This window comes from Bradyrhizobium sp. OAE829, from assembly GCF_040546575.1.
Lineage (GTDB): Bacteria > Pseudomonadota > Alphaproteobacteria > Rhizobiales > Xanthobacteraceae > Bradyrhizobium.
This window is the reverse complement of the sequence record NZ_JBEPOE010000001.1, coordinates 1,777,218-1,796,118: the sequence shown is the minus strand read 5'-3', so window position 1 is coordinate 1,796,118 and position 18,901 is coordinate 1,777,218. Positions and strand designations below refer to the sequence as shown.

Sequence of the window (18,901 nt, the reverse complement as noted above, 5' to 3'; positions counted from 1 at the left end):
GGAGTTATACTAATGAACGGTCCGTTTCAGGTTGCCCAAGCTACCGGCACCGGCACTTCCAACACCAGCAGCAGTGCAGCTCCCCGCATCTACAAACTGACGAAGCCTCTGACCGATCAGGCCGTCATCGTCAATGTCGGATACGACCAGAAAGTTCAGATCGATTTCACCGCCATTGCGAACGAAAAAATCACCCTGGTCCATGTCGGCGAAAAGCTGATCATTCTGTTCGACAACCAGTCGACGGTGACGGTCGAGCCGTTCTTCGATTCCCGCAACGATCCGCGGCAGAACATCACGATTGATATGGGGCCGGGCCGCGAGATTTCGGTCACCGAGTTCGCAAGTCTGTTTCCCATTTCCAACGACGCGTCGGTGTTGCCGGCCGCCGATAACGGCGGCACCGGGAATGGCAACGCGCAGGCGAGCGGCGCGAACTTCAGTTCGTCATTCGTCGATCCCTTGAGCATCGGCAATCCGCTGGATCTGCTTGGCAATGAAGATTTGGGTACTTTTACGCCCCAATTCCCGACCGGAACGACTATTGATCTTCCGGACAATCCGACCCCGCCGGCGGGCCCGACGATCTTCGCCGGCAATCTTGCAGGGCTACTGAACGATGAAAGCTTCCTCACCGTTGCGACCAATGGCATTCCCGGCTCGCTCGCCGGATTGGGGCCGACCGCAGCGTCTGAATTGGCACCGTTCACGGTTAATGCGCCGGCTGGTCAGAAATCGTTGACCTTTGCGCTGTCGATCAGCGGGCAGGGCGTTGATTCCACGCTAATTGATTCGCAGACCGGCAATCACGTGTTTCTGTTCCTGGAGAACGGTCAGGTCGTTGGCCGCGAGGGAACGAACGCTACCACGGCGGCGGGGGGACCCATTAATTTCACGCTAGCCGTCGACGCGACTGGTCAGGTCACTTTTACGGATCTGCGTTCGGTTCACCAAGGCACCCCCGGCGGTTCGGACAGCAACGAAGGAATATCCCTTCCCGCCGGTCTGATCACGCTGACGGCGACAGTTACGGACGTCAATGACGCGAGTGCGAGTGCGAGTGTCGATGTCGGTCCGCATTTGACGTTCCTAGATGACGGTCCGGCCATCCAGCTTATACTCCAGCGCGAGCAGGCATTTTTGACGGTTGACGAGACGGTATTGGCGGCCGACGCGTCGGCAAGCTTTGCCGCTGCGTTCACCTCGGCGTTCGGCGCCGACGGCGCCGGCACGGTCACCTACGCTCTGGGCGCCGTTGCGGGTCCGTCGGGCCTGGTGGACACGGCGACCGGTCAGAACGTTATTCTGTCGGTGGTGGCCGGGCATGTGGAAGGCCGCACGGCGATCAGCAACGACCTGGTGTTCACGGTTGTGGTGGACGCCGCCGGCAATGTGACGCTGGACCAGATCCGGGCGGTGGTGCATCCGACCAACGATCCGAACGAGCCGGTGAGCCTGTCGGCGGACACTCTGGTGACGCTGACGGCGACGATCACGGACAAGGACGGCGACAGTGCGTCGGCGGCTTTGAACATCGGCCAGAACCTGGTGTTCCTGGACGATGGCCCGAGCATCAATGCGCCGGGTGCGAGCGCGACGCTGACGGTTGACGAGACGGTATTGGTGGCCGACGCGACGGCAAGCTTTGCCGCTGCGTTCACCTCGGCGTTCGGCGCCGACGGCGCCGGCACGGTCACCTACGCTCTGGGCGCCGTTGCGGGTCCGTCGGGCCTGGTGGACACGGCGACCGGTCAGAACGTTATTCTGTCGGTGGTGGCCGGGCATGTGGAAGGCCGCACGGCGATCAGCAACGACCTGGTGTTCACGGTTGTGGTGGACGCCGCCGGCAATGTGACGCTGGACCAGATCCGGGCGGTGGTGCATCCGACCAACGATCCGAACGAGCCGGTGAGCCTGTCGGCGGACACTCTGGTGACGCTGACGGCGACGATCACGGACAAGGACGGCGACAGTGCGTCGGCGGCTTTGAACATCGGCCAGAACCTGGTGTTCCTGGACGATGGCCCGAGCATCAATGCGCCGGGTGCGAGCGCGACGCTGACGGTTGACGAGACGGTATTGGTGGCCGACGCGACGGCAAGCTTTGCCGCTGCGTTCACCTCGGCGTTCGGCGCCGACGGCGCCGGCACGGTCACCTACGCTCTGGGCGCCGTTGCGGGTCCGTCGGGCCTGGTGGACACGGCGACCGGTCAGAACGTTATTCTGTCGGTGGTGGCCGGGCATGTGGAAGGCCGCACGGCGATCAGCAACGACTTGGTGTTCACGGTTGTGGTGGACGCCGCCGGCAATGTGACGCTGGACCAGATCCGGGCGGTGGTGCATCCGACCAACGATCCGAACGAGCCGGTGAGCCTGTCGGCGGACACTCTGGTGACGCTGACGGCGACGATCACGGACAAGGACGGCGACAGCGCGACGGCGGATTTGAGCATCGGCCAGAACCTGGTGTTCCATGACGACGGCCCGAGCATCACGGTGACGACGACGGCGCCGGCGGATGCGCTGGTGGTGGACGAGACCAACCTTGCGCTCAATGCTTCGGCGAACTTTGCCGACAACTTCACGGTTAGCAGCAACTATGGTGCGGACGGCGCGGGCACGATCAGTTCGGCGTACACGCTCGGCATCAAGAGCGTGGGCGTTGCTTCCGGCCTGATCGACGTTGCGACCGGCCAGCCCATTTTATTGTACCTGAACGGCAATACCGTTGAGGGCCATGTCGGTTCGCTCGCAGGTGCGCTTGCCTTTACGGTCGCGGTGGATGCTGCCGGTGTTGTGACGCTGGACCAGGTGCGTGCGCTGACGCATCCGAATGCGGTCGATCCGGACGATGTGGTGACGCTGAATGCGGCTGATCTGATCTTGCTGACGCGGGCCGACACCATCACGGACAAGGACGGCGATACGAACACGAGTTCGGCCAGCATCAATATCGGCCAGGCGCTGTCGTTCCATGACGACGGCCCGAGCATCACGGTGACGACGACGGCGCCGGCGGATGCGCTAGTGGTGGACGAGACCAACCTTGCGCTCAATGCTTCGGCGAACTTTGCCGACAACTTCACGGTTAGCAGCAACTATGGTGCGGACGGCGCGGGCACGATCAGTTCGGCGTACACGCTCGGCATCAAGAGCGTGGGCGTTGCTTCCGGCCTGATCGACGTTGCGACCGGCCAGCCCATTTTATTGTACCTGAACGGCAATACCGTTGAGGGCCATGTCGGTTCGCTCGCAGGTGCGCTTGCCTTTACGGTCGCGGTGGATGCTGCCGGTGTTGTGACGCTGGACCAGGTGCGTGCGCTGACGCATCCGAATGCGGTCGATCCGGACGATGTGGTGACGCTGAATGCGGCTGATCTGATCTTGCTGACGCGGGCCGACACCATCACGGACAAGGACGGCGATACGAACACGAGCTCGGCCAGCATCAATATCGGCCAGGCGCTGTCGTTCCATGACGACGGCCCGAGCATCACGGTGACGACGACGGCGCCGGCGGATGCGCTGGTGGTGGACGAGACCAACCTTGCGCTCAATGCTTCGGCGAACTTTGCCGACAACTTCACGGTTAGCAGCAACTATGGTGCGGACGGCGCGGGCACGATCAGTTCGGCGTACACGCTCGGCATCAAGAGCGTGGGCGTTGCTTCCGGCCTGATCGACGTTGCGACCGGCCAGCCCATTTTATTGTACCTGAACGGCAATACCGTTGAGGGCCATGTCGGTTCGCTCGCAGGTGCGCTTGCCTTTACGGTCGCGGTGGATGCTGCCGGTGTTGTGACGCTGGACCAGGTGCGTGCGCTGACGCATCCGAATGCGGTCGATCCGGACGATGTGGTGACGCTGAATGCGACTGATCTGATCTTGCTGACGCGGGCCGACACCATCACGGACAAGGACGGCGATACGAACACGAGTTCGGCCAGCATCAATATCGGCCAGGCGCTGTCGTTCCATGACGACGGCCCGAGCATCACGGTGACGACGACGGCGCCGGCGGATGCGCTGGTGGTGGACGAGACCAACCTTGCGCTCAATGCTTCGGCGAACTTTGCCGACAACTTCACGGTTAGCAGCAACTATGGTGCGGACGGCGCGGGCACGATCAGTTCGGCGTACACGCTCGGCATCAAGAGCGTGGGCGTTGCTTCCGGCCTGATCGACGTTGCGACCGGCCAGCCCATTTTATTGTACCTGAACGGCAATACCGTTGAGGGCCATGTCGGTTCGCTCGCAGGTGCGCTTGCCTTTACGGTCGCGGTGGATGCTGCCGGTGTTGTGACGCTGGACCAGGTGCGTGCGCTGACGCATCCGAATGCGGTCGATCCGGACGATGTGGTGACGCTGAATGCGGCTGATCTGATCTTGCTGACGCGGGCCGACACCATCACGGACAAGGACGGCGATACGAACACGAGTTCGGCCAGCATCAATATCGGCCAGGCGCTGTCGTTCCATGACGACGGCCCGAGCATCACGGTGACGACGACGGCGCCGGCGGATGCGCTGGTGGTGGACGAGACCAACCTTGCGCTCAATGCTTCGGCGAACTTTGCCGACAACTTCACGGTTAGCAGCAACTATGGTGCGGACGGCGCGGGCACGATCAGTTCGGCGTACACGCTCGGCATCAAGAGCGTGGGCGTTGCTTCCGGCCTGATCGACGTTGCGACCGGCCAGCCCATTTTATTGTACCTGAACGGCAATACCGTTGAGGGCCATGTCGGTTCGCTCGCAGGTGCGCTTGCCTTTACGGTCGCGGTGGATGCTGCCGGTGTTGTGACGCTGGACCAGGTGCGTGCGCTGACGCATCCGAATGCGGTCGATCCGGACGATGTGGTGACGCTGAATGCGGCTGATCTGATCTTGCTGACGCGGGCCGACACCATCACGGACAAGGACGGCGATACGAACACGAGCTCGGCCAGCATCAATATCGGCCAGGCGCTGTCGTTCCATGACGACGGCCCGAGCATCACGGTGACGACGACGGCGCCGGCGGATGCGCTGGTGGTGGACGAGACCAACCTTGCGCTCAATGCTTCGGCGAACTTTGCCGACAACTTCACGGTTAGCAGCAACTATGGTGCGGACGGCGCGGGCACGATCAGTTCGGCGTACACGCTCGGCATCAAGAGCGTGGGCGTTGCTTCCGGCCTGATCGACGTTGCGACCGGCCAGCCCATTTTATTGTACCTGAACGGCAATACCGTTGAGGGCCATGTCGGTTCGCTCGCAGGTGCGCTTGCCTTTACGGTCGCGGTGGATGCTGCCGGTGTTGTGACGCTGGACCAGGTGCGTGCGCTGACGCATCCGAATGCGGTCGATCCGGACGATGTGGTGACGCTGAATGCGACTGATCTGATCTTGCTGACGCGGGCCGACACCATCACGGACAAGGACGGCGATACGAACACGAGTTCGGCCAGCATCAATATCGGCCAGGCGCTGTCGTTCCATGACGACGGCCCGAGCATCACGGTGACGACGACGGCGCCGGCGGATGCGCTGGTGGTGGACGAGACCAACCTTGCGCTCAATGCTTCGGCGAACTTTGCCGACAACTTCACGGTTAGCAGCAACTATGGTGCGGACGGCGCGGGCACGATCAGTTCGGCGTACACGCTCGGCATCAAGAGCGTGGGCGTTGCTTCCGGCCTGATCGACGTTGCGACCGGCCAGCCCATTTTATTGTACCTGAACGGCAATACCGTTGAGGGCCATGTCGGTTCGCTCGCAGGTGCGCTTGCCTTTACGGTCGCGGTGGATGCTGCCGGTGTTGTGACGCTGGACCAGGTGCGTGCGCTGACGCATCCGAATGCGGTCGATCCGGACGATGTGGTGACGCTGAATGCGGCTGATCTGATCTTGCTGACGCGGGCCGACACCATCACGGACAAGGACGGCGATACGAACACGAGTTCGGCCAGCATCAATATCGGCCAGGCGCTGTCGTTCCATGACGACGGCCCGAGCATCACGGTGACGACGACGGCGCCGGCGGATGCGCTAGTGGTGGACGAGACCAACCTTGCGCTCAATGCTTCGGCGAACTTTGCCGACAACTTCACGGTTAGCAGCAACTATGGTGCGGACGGCGCGGGCACGATCAGTTCGGCGTACACGCTCGGCATCAAGAGCGTGGGCGTTGCTTCCGGCCTGATCGACGTTGCGACCGGCCAGCCCATTTTATTGTACCTGAACGGCAATACCGTTGAGGGCCATGTCGGTTCGCTCGCAGGTGCGCTTGCCTTTACGGTCGCGGTGGATGCTGCCGGTGTTGTGACGCTGGACCAGGTGCGTGCGCTGACGCATCCGAATGCGGTCGATCCGGACGATGTGGTGACGCTGTCGGCAACTGATCTGATCTTGCTGACGCGGGCCGACACCATCACGGACAAGGACGGCGATACGAACACGAGCTCGGCCAGCATCAATATCGGCCAGGCGCTGTCATTCCATGACGACGGTCCGACGGCACCGACTGTGACGGTAGGTGCTGCCACAGTTGGTGTTGACGAGACGCCCGCCGTTCAGACAACGGCTGGCGCAAGCGATGTTGCGGGATCGAGCACGGTCACCTTCAACGGCGTTGCCGGTACCAGCGTTGCATCCTTGTTTGCAAGCGTTGCGAACAAGGGCGTCGACACCGATGTTGCGGCTAACGTACGTGACAATGGCGCCCTGAGTTTTGCGTCGAGCGGCGCGGCGGCTCTCGTAGCTGTAGGCGCGCTGAACTACGGCGCAGACGGCCCGGCAGCAATCGGAGCAGAGAAGTTCGCCCTGACGTTAAATAATGCAGCGTCTGGTCTGAAGTTGACGGACGGCACGGCGATCACGCTTTCGCTCGACGCAAACGGGCTCGTTATCGGAACGGTAGGCGTCGACACCATCAATCCAAGTTTGACCGGTAAGGTGGCATTTGCGATCGCGATTGATCCCCTCACAGGCCAGGTTTATGTGGCGGAATACCTTTCCCTGCAGCACAGCGTGACCAACAATCCAAATGACCTTCTGTCGTTGGCAGCGGGTACTGTTGGCGTAACGGTGACGCTCACTGACGGTGACGGCGACAAGGTGACGACGGCGTCAACCGACATCAGCACTCGTATCAACTTCCTCGACGATGGCCCGACCCTGGGCAGCTTCGTCAATGGCACCTTGCCGAACGAAGTCGGCACCGTTAACGGCACGTTCGCCATCAACGCAGGTGCCGACGGATTTGCCGGATTTACGCTCACCGGACCTGCAATTACCGGCATTGTCTACACGTCGACAGATATCGTCGTCGGCGGCCATGTTGTCGGTGAACATCTCGTCGCCAAGTCCGGCGCGATAACGGTGTTCACGTTGGACGTAAATATGGACGGCACCTATACGTTCGCGCTGAACAATCCCCAGGTGGCGACCACCGAAACCATTGACCTGACGACGCTTGCTCCCGGCAATCAGCCGAATTTTGCTGAAACAACTGACGGAAGAATCGAGTTTTCAACGACAGCCGGAACCATCAACTCGTCCAATCAAGGCTTTGGCGTCAACAACCAGTTCATCAGCAGCACTGAGCAGTTCACGATGGAATTGCATGCGACGGGGGTGATCGGAGATCAGGCGCCGAATAGCAGCCCGGAGTTTGCGACTTCCGTTTCCTTCTTCGTTGCTAACGTCAACGGAAATGGCAACCATGTGTACAAGTGGACCGCGACGAACACGGACCCCGCTCATGCCGGTACCGAGTCGGGATTCATTACACTTGCCGACAATTTCTCGGGCACGATTACCATCGATCCAGTGACGCTTGCCGAGTTCAACCAGATAAAGATTGAAGGCGTGAGCGGCGACGGGCAAGGAATTCGTCTGACGACGGCGTCATTCTCGCACACCCTGTTGCCGCAGGACCAGAGCTACAACTTTGGTATTACACTGACCGATGGCGACGGGGATACGACAGGAACGTCGACCCTTGGAATTCATGTTGTGGCCGGCGATGCGAGTGGAAACTTCACACTGACTGGCGGCTTGACGGCCGACGTAATAGCCACCAGCTCTCATATTGACACTGTAGTTGGCGGCACCGGGTTCGATATCGTCGACTATCGAGACGCTTCCGCCGGTGTGACCGTCAATCTGCTGACAGGAGCCGGTTCCGGTGGCACAGCCGCAGGTGATACCTACAGTTCCATTGAAGGAGTATTGGGCGGCACTGGCGTCGACACCCTCATCGGCGACAACAACGCTAACTTCCTCGATGGTGGAGCAGGCAATGATACGCTCACCGGCAATGGCGGAGCAGATACGTTCGTACTGAAGGTGAGTGGCGGCGGACACGACAATATTACGGACTTTAGCACGCTGGCTGACCAGATCTTCGTCAACACCGGTGATGGTCTGTCGATCGATACCGCATTCGCTGTCGATGCAGCAAACTTCCACACCGGAGACGAGAACGTCGCTGCAACCTGGAATGGCGGCACGGGCAAGGAGTTCGTCTTCAATTCAGGTACGGGCGAACTTTGGTACTCGGCCAACGGCACGGGCGGTGACAAGGTCGATCTCGCCCATGTCAGTACGGGCCTGCCCCTCACTGCTACCAATGTTCACGTCTTCTGATCGACGCGAATCATAAATGCAGATAACCCCGTTTAGCGGGGTTATTCGTTTAGGAACATTAGCGAGCTTCGCTTGTGATTTGAGGCGTCAGTTATGAGCTACATCAATAGGGGCAGCAGGCTCAATCCAGCGGCGCTGCCGTTGCTGGCGTCTTGACCAGACCATTCGCCAAATTCGGTTTCGTTCGCCGCGGCAGGTGCAGCTTCAATCTCGCGACCGAGCAAACCGCGCCTGGCATATGGTGCGGCAAAGAGCTGAACACCACGGCTGTCGATGGCGTAGAGTGGCGTAAAGCTCATGGCTTGGAAGTCGTTCATCAACTCTGAGCGCCGGCTGTCGAGAATGAGCCAATGGCCGTCCAGACGTGCGGCCAGAACGGCGTGGTCCTGGCGGACGGCGCGATCGCGAACCAGTACCAGCTGCAAATCGTCGCGCGAAAAACCGGCCTCGGTGAGGGCGACATATTTGGCGATCGCATAATCCTCGCAATCGCCTTTTCCAGTCGCAAAGGAGACAAGTGGTGCACTCCAGCGATCGGCTTCGCCGTGCTGGGCATAGTCGCTGACATAGCGGATGGCCATATTGACCGCGCGATTGGCTTCATCCAGCTGATCGCGGCCGGATTGGGCTTTCACCGCGTTGATCAACCGCAGGAACTGAGCGGCATATGACGGGCAGCTCTCGGCATTCGCGCGGCAATGATCCAGCACAGCCCGTTCTCTTGCGATGTCGGATTCAATGCCGCGCCACTTGCGCCACAATATTCCCTCTGGCGCGCGAAATGTAAAAAGCCCGAATGGCTCCTTGCCGAGGGCAGGCGTCTCCTTCACGGGAGGCTGCGCGTCTGTTGCGACATCGGAGGGTGTCAACGATGCCAGTCGCAGGGCACCGGGGCCACGTCCGCGCTGACGATCAAGCTTCGCGAGAACCGTGTTGATTGTGAAGAACGTTGCGGGAGGGCGCGGTAACGCGCGGTCGGAGCCCGGGATGAAATCGCCGCTCGGTTCTGTCGCCACCGTCTCGTCGGCAAAGGCGCCATGCGCTCCGGCGCAGAATCCGATTGAAAATGCGATTGCTGCAGCAAATACCGACGCGCCGAACCTCGGCGTCTTCCCACGCGGTGTCATTAAGACGTCCCCATTGTCAGGAACGTCAGTCAACGTCTTGTGCGTTGATCCGCGTCCCACACTGTTATCGGGACGTAGACTGGGGTCTCCACCACTTAAGCGTAGTTAAGTGGTGCTAGGCGGCGAAGCAATGTTGAAAGAGAGGGTCTACCGCCGGTTTGCGGGGTCGTTCAAAATTGAACGAACAGATTTGGTAAACCGTTAAGTAAGCTCGTTGCTCAACGCTCGCGCAGGGCGTCATCACGCAAGGTACGCGCGGGTTTCACCAAATAATCAAGGACCGACTTTTCGCCGGTAAGCACTTCTACCGTCGCAATCATGCCGGGAATGATCGGCAATGGCTTCTTTTCGGTGCCGAGATGATTTTTCTCGGTCCGTACCATGACGCGATAGAATGTCTCCTGGCGTTCGGATTTATCGGCTTTTTCGTCGACGATCGTATCGGCGCTGATACGCTCGACCTTGCCTTTTAAAGAGCCGTAGACCGACGAGTCATAGGCCGAGATCTTCACGACGGCGTCTTGATCGGGGCGAATGAAGGCGATGTCCTGAGGACGGATACGGCCCTCGACCAGTAGCGAATCGTCAAGCGGGACAATATCCATCACATTGGCCCCAGGCTGGACGACTGCGCCAACCGTACTGACATTCAGTTTGTTAATGATACCGTGGACGGGTGATCTCAAATCGGTACGTCGAACCCGGTCCTGCGCGGATTTGATGTTTTCATCAAGGACGGCGAGGTCCCCGCGGGCTTTCGCCAGGTCTTCATCGGCCTGGGAACGGAAGGAGGCGGTGATGTTCGCGATTTTGGATTGGGACTCGGCGAGCTGCCCTCTCATTTCGGTCGCCTGCCGTTCCAGCCGGAGCATTTCGATCTCGGGCACCACCTTCTGCTCGTAGAGTTTACGGGTTATCGAGAGTTCGCGCTCGAGCAATTTGAGCGATCCCAAGAGGCGAGTGACCTGTTGATTTAGAACGTCCACGTCCTGCGCGACCTTTTGGGACCGCATTTTGAAGACGCTTGTTTCGGTCGCGACCGCAGCGGGGACGACCTTGTCGAGTTGATCGGGAAAGCTAACTTCGCTGCGTCCTCTCGCTTCGGCCTCGAGCCTGGCCGCACGCGCTGCCAGGGCTGCGCGTCGCTCACGAATCTCACCGAATTCGGAAGCAAACTTGGTGTCGTCGATCCGCATCAGGGACTGACCCTGCTGAACGATGGCACCTTCCTGCACCAGGATTTCACCGACAATGCCGCCTTCAAGCGTTTGCACGACCTGCATCTGTCGCGACGGTACGACACGGCCGTTGCCGCGTTTGACCTCGTCCAGCACCGCAAAATGAGCCCATGTGAGAAACGCGACCAGAAGGGCGAGGAACGCGAACAGCAGCATGCGGGAGGTGCGGGGCGTGCGTAACGCCGCCGCTGCCCGGATATCATTGGCAAAGGCAAAGTCAGAGGAGGGCATTGAGCTTCCGCTTTATGGTTGCCGTCTATGCAGATCTGGGTTGTACAGTGTTCTCCTGCAAGGGAGCTGCGGCCGGTGCCACGGGTTTACCCTGCAGAATCGCCAGCACCTTGTCGCGAGGGCCATCTGCGACCAGACGGCCGTTGTCGAACAGGAGCAGCCGATCGACCATACTCAGGAGCGAGAGGCGGTGTGTCGAAATGATAATTGTCATCCGCTCACCGCGAATGGCTTTTAATCGCTCCAGAAATTCGGCCTCGCTACGGACGTCAAAATGCGCCGTCGGCTCATCAAGGAACAGTACCCGGGGCTTTCGAATAAGTACGCGAGCAAGGCCGATGGCCTGCTTCTGGCCTCCCGAAAGGCTGCGCCCACCCTCCGAAATCGGCATATCGTATCCCATCGGATGACCCGCGATGAAGCTTTCCACGCCGGAAAGCCTTGCAGCCTCAAGAATCTCTTCGTCGGTCGCCTCAGGCTTGCCCAAGGCGATATTGTCGCGCAATTTTCCGAAGAAGAGGTCGGTATCCTGCATTGCGAAGCCGATGCCGGTGCGCAAGTCCGAAGGATCGTATTGTCTTGAATCCACTCCATCGACGAGAATCCGGCCTTCCTTGGCGTCGTAAAACCCAAGCAGAAGTCTTCCGACCGTAGTTTTGCCCGACCCGACTCGGCCGATGATGCCTACCTTTTCGCCGCCTTCGATCTTGAACGAGACCTTTTCCAGTGCGTTGCCAGGTGCGTTCGGATAGGCAAAGCTTACGTTCTCGAAGGCGATCCGTCCTTCTTCGATCTTCCTGGTAACATACGCGCGCTCTGGCGACCGCTCGCGCTCCAGCGACATGATCCGATCGATCGATTTGAGCGACGCCAAGGTTTGAGTGCCCCGCGTGATCACGGAGGCAATGCCTGCAATAGGCGCAAGGATGCGGCCCGCCAGCATGTTGGCAGCAACGAGCGCTCCCACCGTCAGCTTGCCGTCGAGAATGAGAAAGACACCGACAATCAACAGCAAAAGGCTGGTCAGTTGCGACGCAGTGTTGGCGCTGGTCAATGATAGCGAAGACCAGAAATGCACATCCTCGCCGGATCGTGCCGTAGCAGCGACCGACCGCTCCCATGCCGTCTGCATGCGGGCTTCCGCGCCGGTTGCACGGACGGTCTCCAAGCCAGACAGGGTCTCAACGAGAACGCCGTGACGTGCCGCTGACTCGGCCTGCAGGCGCTTCATCGCGCGATCGAGCGGACGCTGTAGCGCAAAGCCGATCAGAAGCATCAAAGGCAACATGACGAGCGGTATCCACGCCAACGGCCCCGCAATTATGAAAAGAACTCCGACGAACAGCATGGCAAAGATCAAGTCTGTCGCCGAGACCACGCTGCCGGACGTGAAAAACTCCCGCACCGAATCGAAGTCGCGAAGTTGATTGGCAATGATGCCGACCGATGTCGGCCGTTGTGCCATCTTCACAGCCATTACGTGCTCAAAAATGTTGGCCGCCAGAACCACGTCCACCGTCTTGCCGGTGACGTCGATCATGCGGCTTCTCACCATGCGAAACAAAAAGTCGAACGCAATAGCCAGGCCCATCCCGATGGATAGAGCTATCAGGGAAGGGATGGCGCCGTTCGGCACAACGCGGTCATAGACGCTCATCGTGAACAGCGGGGTCGCCAGCGCCAGCATGTTGGTCAGGAACGCAGCAAGTGCGATGTGCCCATAGCTGCGCCAGTGCACCCTGACGACCGACCAAAACCAATGATTGCGCGGCAGGTCTCCTGCGGCGACGGCACGTGCATCAGCCTCCGCGGCAGCCCTGACAAGGAACGCATATCCGGTGTATTCGCTGGAAATCGCGTTGAGACCGAGTACGCGCGGCGTACTTGGATTCGGAATCGGATCCAGGACTTTCGCGCTTTGGTTGGCCTGATCAACTCCCAGGAGGATCACCGCCGTCCCGTTTTTCATGATCAGAACAGCCGGAAGAACCAGGGCAGGGATGTCTATGATGTCCCGCTTGATAGCCTCGGTCTCGAGCCCTGCGCGTCTGGCCGCACGGTCGTAGAGGGCGACAGACAGTCTCCCATCGAGGATTGGCAGGCCTCCCAGCAAAGCCTCCCGGCTTACTGCTCGGCCATGAAAGGCCGCCAGATAGGTAAGGGACGCGGCGAGGGTATCGTCACCTTGCGGGTAGATCCGCGCAGATCCATTTGTTTTTGAGTCCGGCTCGTTCTTTGTGGTGCCGGCGGGCTTGGAAGTCGCACTGGGCGTTCGAAATAACAACTTGTAAGCCTTTGGTCTGTAATGGCAATTGCGCAAAATTAGATTGGATTGACAGGCCCAAAATACCACAAATAGCTAACAGAATCATTTGGTTAATTGGAGACTTTCGTTTGACAGTTAAAAAAGGAAAAGGCCCCTTTTAGGGGCCTTTTCCGGGTCTTAGCGTAAGGTCGCAATCGAAGTTGCTATTTTTGGACCGTGGGGAACGCCGACAGCAGCCAATGCGGCTTTCGCGGATTCGTTGCCGCGAAAGAGGAAGCCTTCGCTGCGTCGGGGGCCCCGTAAATTACGGTCGGCGTATCGACGCTGCCGCCTTTTTGCTGCGCGATCCATTCCGAGGCCCCTGCGACGTTGCCTGACGCGGAGGAATTGGGCCAACGATCACCAAAGTCTTCCGTCGTCTGAGCCGCGGTCTTCTGAAGCGCAGCAGCCGGACCCCGCTGAGGTTCAATCGACGCATAGGCCGCCGCCGGGCCGGCGCCGCCCGGAGCATTGGCGACACGTAGCGGCTCAGAACCGGTCTGCGGTGCGTGGAAGCGCACCGTGGGAAGTGAATACGCTGGCAGGCCGAAGGAAAGAGTGTCAACGGGCGCCGCATCAACCGGGGGAGGCGCCTTCAGATATTCCACCAGTGAACCCATGGCCGCGAGCAATTGATAGTCGGCAAAGACCACCACGCCCCGTGCTGAAGTGAGCGAGACCGACGCATTGAAGAATTGGTTCTGCGCATTCAAAAGATCGATCAGAGAACGCTGGCCCAATTCATACTCTTTTTGGAAGGCCGCAATGGTCTTTCTGTCGGCCTGAAGCTGACGCGTTAGAGCGGCGATGCGGGTCGCCGTGACCGTACGAGCAGCCCAGGCTTTGTCGATCGACTCAAGGGCATCGCGCTGCAGACGGGCATGCCGCATTGTCGCCTCGGTAAAACGCTCGGCCTTTTCCGACCTGTTCCAGACGTCCTGCCCACCGCGGAAGATATCCCAGGACATGACGACCTTGCCCGAGTAGTCTTCGTGGGTAACCCCCGGCAAGCCAGGCGAAGTGACATAAGGGAACGCGTTATCGTAATGCGTTGCCCTTCCTTCGAGGTAAAGTTTCGGAACAAACGCCCCATCTGTCACCCGGAATGCGTGCTTTGCGGCATCGGCGTCGGATTGAGCCGCCTGGATCGTCGGGTTGAACCTGACGGCTATCGCCAACGCTTCATCGCGGCTACCCGGCATGCCAGCAAGAGGTCCCGGGAAGCGAACGTTGTAAGCCTCAAGACCAACAACCTTGCGGTACTTTGCCTTTGCATCCTCTAACGATTTGCGAAATTCCGCGAGCTGGGCCTTGGCATTTTCAACGCGTTCCCTCGACTGTTCCAGATCGCCTTCACCGGCCCGACCGCCTGAAAAGCGCGAATTCACATTTGCAAAAATCCGCTCATGGTTTGCGACGTTCTGCTCCGCAAGACCGACCAGGCGCATATAACGCGTGACATCGACGTAGGCTTCAGCGGCATCCAGCGCCAGCAATTCGGTTCGTTCCTTCACACGGGACGCGGCAGCATTGACGCGCGCCGTCTGTCGCCAAATGTCATGGATCGAAGCAAACCCATCGAAAAGGACCTGTCGGACGACAACAGAGGCCTGGCTTCCATTCCGCCAAGGGCCAGCACCGAGGGTTGGCACCTGTATATTGCCCACAACGCCCCGGCTTTGGTCGAATTTTTCAGGCCCCGTACTGGCCTCAATACGAACTTGAGGTAATAGCGTACTCTGGGTCTGTCGAAGCTCGCTTTCCGTGGCGCGCCGATTTGCCGATGCCTCGCCCACGCCCGGGTTCGTCTGGACTGTCTGACGAAGTGCGTCATTTATGGAAAAAACTTGGGCGGCAGCTGGATTCGCGGCCACACATAGGCTCGCGATTACTAAAAATGTCGATTTCATAATGCCCGCCCCACAAAAATACCATTACCTGGAATCTCAAACGGAACCTAACAAAACAGGCATTCTTCACCTATGACATTTCAGCCACACATCCGGGCCAAGTTGTAGCGGTGGGTTCGATCGTCAAAACGGCATGCATTTGAATATCTTTTATTCTCAAGTAGTTGCGTGAATTTTAGGTGTTGCAGTCAAGCGACGCCCAGGGATTGTCGCTGATCTCAAGCGATCATTGTTTGGGTTAACAACCGTCGATGGGTTCACGTTTAAAGGTTCGCGGGCGGGGGGCCAATATGCGCCGTTCTCCACTCTTGCCGTCGTCCTGACGCGGCCAGCCATCCGGAAAATACTGAGCTACCGTAACCGGCACAGTGAACGCTGCGATAAACAAGATGCCGACTTACGTAACTTTCGGCCGATAAAAGCATGATCGACGGAGACGCGCTTCGGGCTCCTACTGCTCTCGACAATTTGCAGTTTGGATCGCGGCTATCGCTGGCGCGGTAATGGCATTGGAGCTATCGCCGGAAATGCTCGCGAGGCGCAAAAGTGTCTTACTGCCAAAGTAAAACTGAAATATTTCTGCCCCCGCCCGATCTACTCGGGTTGCCAGAATGGACTGGTCGTTACGATAGGCAGATGCAAAGACATACGTCGTGGGTTTTGGAGTGGCTCCCTTGGTTTGATTTGAAACTGTGCTTCCCCAGGTAACCGTCAAGGTCTCGCCATCGATCGTCACGGCAGGACGAACGTTTTCGAGAACGTCGTCGGCCCATACGGGCTCTCCCGTGGTTTTTCCCATTCCCATGCCTGTCTGCTCGAGGCGTTTGCCTCGCGGAGGTTCGCACACAAATCTGAGAGGCTGGGCGCAGGCGTCCACGACCGGCAACAACAACAGCAAGGAGAACCCCAGAAGTCTCAGCATTGGCATCTCCAAAGATAGGTGCATGATAATAGAACCCAAACTTGCGTATCTAAACTCTCGTCCGCCATACGAAATCATGGTCCCATACGAAATCATGGTCGGACAAAGAGCGTAAGCTTGGTCAGTCAGGGATTATTTGGATAATGACCTTGCCCCTCGGGCCTAATCCAGTTTGAAGTTCGCTCTGGCCCACGACAAGGACCGGAGCATGAAGCGCAATCGATTTACGGAAGAACAGATCATCGGAATCTTGAAGGAGCATGAGGCCGGGGTTTCGGTGGCCGATCTGTGCCGCAAGCATGGCGTTAGCGACGCCAGCATCTACAAATGGAAGGCCAAATTCGGAGGGATGGACGTCTCTGAGGCCAAGCGGCTGCGGTCGCTGGAGGACGAGAATGCGAAACTGAAGCGGCTGCTGGCTGACGCCATGCTGGATAATGTGGCGCTGAAGGATCTCCTGGTGACGCCCGCGGGGAAGCGGAAAGCTGTCGCTCATCTGGTGGAAGCCGGGGATGAGCGAACGGCTTCAAACCCTGGAAAATTCCAGCGCCCGCTGGCCTAGTTTTGGGGAGCACTTCACCAAACGCCAAGAGCGAACTCGGGATTGGATAAAACTTGGGGGCAAGGTCACGAGCCCGCGCGAAACGTTAATTCACGAGCGAAAGTTGACGCTTACAGCGCGTGCCCAGCACCGACGAAACTAACTCGGTGTCAAGATCGACGATAACAGCCTCGGCAGCAGCAATCGTCTGCTGGATGCGTGCAATTTCCGCAATTTGCGAATTCTTGATCGGTCCCGTCCGTCTCAACAGCGCAACGATCATGTCTCGACGTCGCTCTTTCAGTTGGACAAGTGGCAATCCGTGATCTTCAAGATGGTCGCCGAACATCGAAGTCCCCACTTTGACTGTGGGCATCTTAGCGAAAACCTGTGCCGGTCCATTTACGTTCTTCGCTAAATTCTTATCGATTACGTTCATTGCCCAGATCCTCCCAATTGAACGGGGATCGGGCAGCCAATTAATCGGAGGATAGGTCCGCTGTCACGATTTGTAATACGTCGGCTACCACCACGCGAGGAGCGGGAGAACTCGGCGATGTTTCCATCCGAACGCCAACGCGAAAACCGCGGCGGACTATCGAGCCCGTAGAATTACGGAAGATGCGAGCAAACGCAATCGTACAGCGCCGATGCCCTTTTCGGACATCGGCCCAACCCTCAGCCTCCCGGCAAATTGCGAAGCTCCGGAAAAGGCAATTGACCCACAGTTCGAAATTTGAAATTGTTGCTAAATTAGCGCTGGTCACACCGGTGCCGCTAGATCGATTTCGAAGCTGAATTTTGCTTGAGGGCTCTTTGATGGCCAGAGATGCCGAATATTGGCACCGCGCGTTGGCCGCGTTCAAGTATGCGAAGTTGGCAACGAAGGAACAGGATAGGGCCGCCTGGCTGCGGATCGCTGAAGGCTTTTCGGCGCTCTTCCGCAAGAATCAGAACGATAACGAGGATCTCTACCACACCGGCGTTACGCATGATTTGGAGTTGCACGAAACCGTTTCGTTGAACTGATCATTACGTCGCCGGCCTCATTTTGATCCAACAATGCTGACCGCCGGGGATTTCAATTCCTCTTCAATGCAGATGGGAGGATGGAAGGTAAGACGCGTCATTGGAGGACCGACTTGCCTCACAGTCCGTATAGGTAAGGGGGCGGCCAGGCCGCTTGTCCTGAGTGTAACGCCGTTATCAGCGCGATGCACTTGCAGAGTACATGTTCTGTTGCAAGATTCATGAGTTGCCTGGCTGCTTCGGTGTTGGGCAGTTCAAGTGCAATTTCTGGGCGATGTTTGATGCGCCAGCCGCTCTTTCTTGATCTGATGAGACGACAACGACATTATCGTCTTCGCCGCCGGCCGCATTCCCCTGGATTTTCGGGCTCGCGTTTTCCATCGATCAATGGTGCGCACCCACGGCTGGAACCAGTTCGCGGCTTGGAATCCCGACGATGGGGGAGGGCCGCTAACATGGGCGCGAAAACCTCCGTTGTAGGGCGGGAAGGACAGCACCCTCCCGCCAATCAAGCTCGGCCGCGATCAAGTCACGTTCAACCTTTTCGTGCTCAGCACCCGCGGCAGATGGTCTTTAGCTTGGCGTCGAGTTTTGAGTTTTCGGCGGCAAGCATGTCGACCACCCTTGGCTTGATCGGTCGGGGCGGCAGTCGCAGCTCATCGCTATGGCTTGGCGCGCCCGTCGGCGGCGTACCTCTGTCATAACAAGCAAGGCGATCGCTGGCCTTCGGTGTCGACTGGCATGTTGTGATTTGCGCGATCGCTTGCCCGGACAATGCTAAAATCGAAACTAGCGCTGCAATAAGTCTCATTTTTTCTCCAAAAGAGTTTTCAAGATAGCACCTGCTGACCATGTGTCTAGCGGCGAACGGTCGGCCGCACGCATGCGCTCGTGATTATGGAGAATGTGGAGAGGCGCCGCTGCTTTCGCCTACGCAAATCGGTCGAGACGCCGGCCAAGCGGGGAC

Annotated in this window: 8 protein-coding genes and 1 pseudogene; 3 read left to right on the top strand and 6 right to left on the bottom strand. The window is 58.8% G+C overall.

Going from position 1 to position 18,901, the window contains the following annotated elements; all coding sequences use genetic code 11:
* Nucleotides 1-12 precede the first annotated feature (12 nt).
* Nucleotides 13-8,631: a DUF5801 repeats-in-toxin domain-containing protein gene (locus ABIE49_RS08745; RefSeq protein WP_354066677.1), complete on the top strand. Its 8,619-nt coding sequence runs from the start codon at nt 13-15 to the stop codon at nt 8,629-8,631.
* 98 nt (nt 8,632-8,729) lie between these two features.
* Here ABIE49_RS08745 and ABIE49_RS08740 read toward each other — a convergent pair whose 3' ends face one another.
* The 5 genes from ABIE49_RS08740 to ABIE49_RS08720 all read right to left on the bottom strand — a co-directional run bounded on the left by ABIE49_RS08740 (nt 8,730) and on the right by ABIE49_RS08720 (nt 16,364).
* The gene (locus ABIE49_RS08740) at nt 8,730-9,818 is read right to left on the bottom strand and encodes a transglutaminase-like cysteine peptidase (protein WP_354066676.1); all 1,089 of its coding nucleotides are present in this window, start codon (nt 9,816-9,818) and stop codon (nt 8,730-8,732) included.
* A 158-nt stretch (nt 9,819-9,976) separates the two neighbouring features.
* Nucleotides 9,977-11,227 carry an HlyD family type I secretion periplasmic adaptor subunit gene (locus ABIE49_RS08735; protein ID WP_192737907.1) on the bottom strand — a complete coding sequence of 417 codons (1,251 nt, stop codon included), beginning with the start codon at nt 11,225-11,227 and terminating at the stop codon, nt 9,977-9,979.
* Between the two features lie 25 nt (nt 11,228-11,252).
* A complete protein-coding gene (locus ABIE49_RS08730; RefSeq protein WP_192737922.1) occupies nt 11,253-13,424 on the bottom strand; it encodes a type I secretion system permease/ATPase in 2,172 nt (723 codons plus the stop codon).
* A gap of 272 nt (nt 13,425-13,696) precedes the next feature.
* Nucleotides 13,697-15,442 (bottom strand): TolC family outer membrane protein, encoded by a 1,746-nt coding sequence (locus ABIE49_RS08725; protein WP_192737906.1) that lies wholly within the window; start codon nt 15,440-15,442, stop codon nt 13,697-13,699.
* A gap of 451 nt (nt 15,443-15,893) precedes the next feature.
* The gene (locus ABIE49_RS08720; protein WP_192737905.1) at nt 15,894-16,364 is read right to left on the bottom strand and encodes a hypothetical protein; all 471 of its coding nucleotides are present in this window, start codon (nt 16,362-16,364) and stop codon (nt 15,894-15,896) included.
* Between the two features lie 208 nt (nt 16,365-16,572).
* On the opposite strand from ABIE49_RS08720, the pseudogene ABIE49_RS08715 reads away from it, so the two are divergent.
* Nucleotides 16,573-16,866, top strand: a pseudogene (locus ABIE49_RS08715) (transposase); the annotation flags it as partial.
* Nucleotides 16,867-17,011: 145 nt separating this feature from the next.
* Here the strand turns inward: ABIE49_RS08715 and ABIE49_RS08710 are convergent.
* Nucleotides 17,012-17,344, bottom strand: a complete 333-nt coding sequence (locus ABIE49_RS08710) for a hypothetical protein (protein ID WP_354066674.1) — start codon at nt 17,342-17,344, stop codon at nt 17,012-17,014.
* Between the two features lie 380 nt (nt 17,345-17,724).
* Between ABIE49_RS08710 and ABIE49_RS08705 the strand changes: the two genes are divergently transcribed.
* Entirely contained in the window at nt 17,725-17,934 is a 210-nt protein-coding gene (locus ABIE49_RS08705; RefSeq protein WP_192737904.1) for a hypothetical protein, read from the top strand.
* Nucleotides 17,935-18,901 lie beyond the last annotated feature (967 nt).